Source organism: Nocardia sp. NPDC050799, assembly GCF_040654015.1.
In the GTDB taxonomy this organism is placed as follows: domain Bacteria; phylum Actinomycetota; class Actinomycetes; order Mycobacteriales; family Mycobacteriaceae; genus Nocardia.
The window spans coordinates 1-2,579 of record NZ_JBFAHF010000055.1; the positions used below are offsets into that span (position 1 = coordinate 1).

Consider the following 2,579-nt stretch of genomic DNA (forward strand, 5'->3'; position numbering starts at 1 on the left):
TACTCAACACGCTCGCGCTGTTTTATGGTGAGCGGATAACTGGGAATTAAACGGAACGGTCACTGTTCCGCCCACAAAAATTCTGACACTCTCGCCCCGGGCGACGGGGCCACACGGAGTATTACCCGGCGACGGTCACGGTATCGGCGGTTTCGCGGGGTTGATTCGAGGGTCGCCCGGTCGGCGGGAGCGCGTTCGGCCATGGCTCGACACCGCTCGCTGTGGGTCGCCTCACCGCGCCAGTTGCAGGACGAGCGTGGCGACCACCGGAGCCAGGTAGAGCAGCGGAAACACCGCGGTCTTGTACGAGCGTGCCCGCAGTACGGTCGCGGTCGCGCCGAGGAAGTAGATGATCAGGCCAACGGCCGCGGCCATGCCGAGCACGGGTACGGCGAAACCGGCGAGCAATCCCAGCGCACCGGCGCTCTTGGCCGGCGCCAGCCGGTTCCACCACGACCGCGGCACACCGTACTGTTCGAGCGGTTCGACCACGAACCGCTTCTTCGCGAACAGCGAGTAACCCGAGAACCCGACCCACAGGGCGGTCAGCGCGGCGACGATGTAGTAGGCGACGTCCATGGCGACCCTCTTCTCTCCTGCCGGTGTAACCCCGGCGAACACTGCATCGACGACACAGGCCGGCGGGTTGTGACATCCGTGCCTGCCTGCGGCCGGCCGTCCGGAGATCGGTGCCCATCCCGCACCGTGGCTCACCCGGGTCGGTCGAGGCGCGTATTCGCATACGCCTGCGTCCTCGCCGGGTAGCCGGTGTCCGTGGTCGGGGTCCGGCCGGATCGAGCGGGGGAGCGAAGCGGGCGAAGCCGGGAGCCCCGGGGCATGAGGGTCCGACCCGCGGGGCCGTAGACGAGGTAAATGGACCCCGCCGCCCTAGGCTTATCCGTATGGCCTCACTTTCCGACCCCAAGGTGCGTGAATTCCTCAGTTACGGAACCCGAACCGCCAAAGTGGCGTTCACCGCGAGCGACGGGCGTCCGCTGGTGACACCGGTGTGGTTCCTGCTCGACGGCGACGAGATCGTCTTCAACACCGGCAAGGAGACCGCCAAGGGGAAAGCGTTGCAGCGCGACCCCCGGATCGCGATGGTGGTGGACCTCGAGGAGCCGCCCTATGCGGCGGTGCAGATCCAGGGCACGGTCACCCTGTCCGAGGATCCGGCCGAGTTGCTGCGGTCGGCGACCGCGCTCGGCGGGCGCTATATGGGTACGGCCCGCGCCGACGAGTTCGGGCGGCGTAACGGTGTGCCGGGTGAACTCCTGGTCCGGGTACAGCCGACCCGGATCATCGCTTTCTTCGACGCCGTGGGGAGTTGATCGCGGCCATCGGACCGCCCGCGTCCCGCCGGTGACGCACCCGGGGACGCGGTGCCCGGCGCCGGCGGGCGGCCGCCGAGCGGGCCCGGGGCGGGTACGTGCGGCCGGTCCGGCGCCGGCCGGTGCCTACACTCCACGCATGACTGTGCACTTCATCGGAGCCGGGCCCGGCGCCGCGGATCTGTTGACGGTGCGCGCGGTGGGCTTGCTGCGGCGGTGTCCGGTCTGCCTGTACCCGGGCACATATCTGGATCCCGAGGTGCTCGCTCACTGCGCGCCGGCCACCGAACTCATCGATACCCAGCGGCTCGACCTGGACCAGATCACGGCGCATATGGTGGGCGCCACGGCGGCCGGTCACGAGGTGGCGCGGTTGTGCTCGGGTGATCCGTCTCTCTACTCGGCCCTGACCGAACAGACGCGGCGGCTCGATGCCGCCGGCGTGCCGTGGGATATCACCCCGGGTGTGCCGGCCTACGCCGCCGCGGCGGCGCTGCTCGGTACGGAGCTGACCGTCCCCGAGGTCGCGCAGTCGGTGGTGCTCACCCGGACGCGGGCGCGGTCGACGGCGATGCCGGAGACCGAGGCACTGGGTGGGTTCGCGCGCACCCGCGCCACGCTGGTGCTGCACCTGGCGATCACCCATATCCGGCAGCTCGCGCTGGAACTCGTCGCGGACTACGGGCCGGACTGCCCGGCCGCGGTGGTCTATCGCGCGAGTCAACCGGACCAGATCGTGTTACGCGGCACATTGGCCGATATCGCGGATCGGGTCGCGGCGGCGGGGTTGTCCCGGGCGGCGGTGATCCTGGTCGGACGGGCGCTGGAGACCGGTATCGACTGTGCGCAATCACACCTCTACGACCCGATGCGTGACCGCAGTCACCTGGGCGGATGAGCGCGGGGCGGCCGGACTGCCCGGGGGACCCCGGAAACCGCCCGCTGACCGGTGGCACCGTCGTCGAACCCGGTTGGTGACACGGCTGTGCTTCGGTAGATTGGGTCGGTGGTCAGGAGTCGACGCCCGGGTGCGATGGCACGGAGGCATGGGGCACCGGGTGTGCCGGGTGGTCTGGGGCGCCCGATGTAACGGCTCCGGCTTCACAAACGGATAACTCCGATGGACATTTTTGCCTGAGCAAACGAGAAGTGGGCCTGGAACCGCGGTTGCCGCGCTGTCGGCGGTGCGCGTCCCAATCCGGGTGTAAACGGGAAGCGCACGCGTGCGTTCCGGAAGCGAGGTTACGG

3 protein-coding genes are annotated in these 2,579 nt (G+C 69.3%); 2 read left to right on the top strand and 1 reads right to left on the bottom strand.

From position 1 onward, the window contains the following. Positions 1 to 231: 231 nt before the first annotated feature. Entirely contained in the window at positions 232 to 579 is a 348-nt protein-coding gene (locus tag AB0H42_RS33255) for a DoxX family protein (RefSeq protein ID WP_357063186.1), read from the bottom strand. A gap of 323 nt (positions 580 to 902) precedes the next feature. On the opposite strand from AB0H42_RS33255, the gene AB0H42_RS33260 reads away from it, so the two are divergent. Beyond that, a complete protein-coding gene (locus AB0H42_RS33260) occupies positions 903 to 1,331 on the top strand; it encodes a PPOX class F420-dependent oxidoreductase (RefSeq protein ID WP_357063189.1) in 429 nt (142 codons plus the stop codon). 139 nt (positions 1,332 to 1,470) lie between these two features. Then, positions 1,471 to 2,229: a precorrin-4 C(11)-methyltransferase gene (gene cobM / locus AB0H42_RS33265; RefSeq protein WP_357063191.1), complete on the top strand. Its 759-nt coding sequence runs from the start codon at positions 1,471 to 1,473 to the stop codon at positions 2,227 to 2,229. The last annotated feature ends 350 nt before the right edge of the window (positions 2,230 to 2,579 follow it).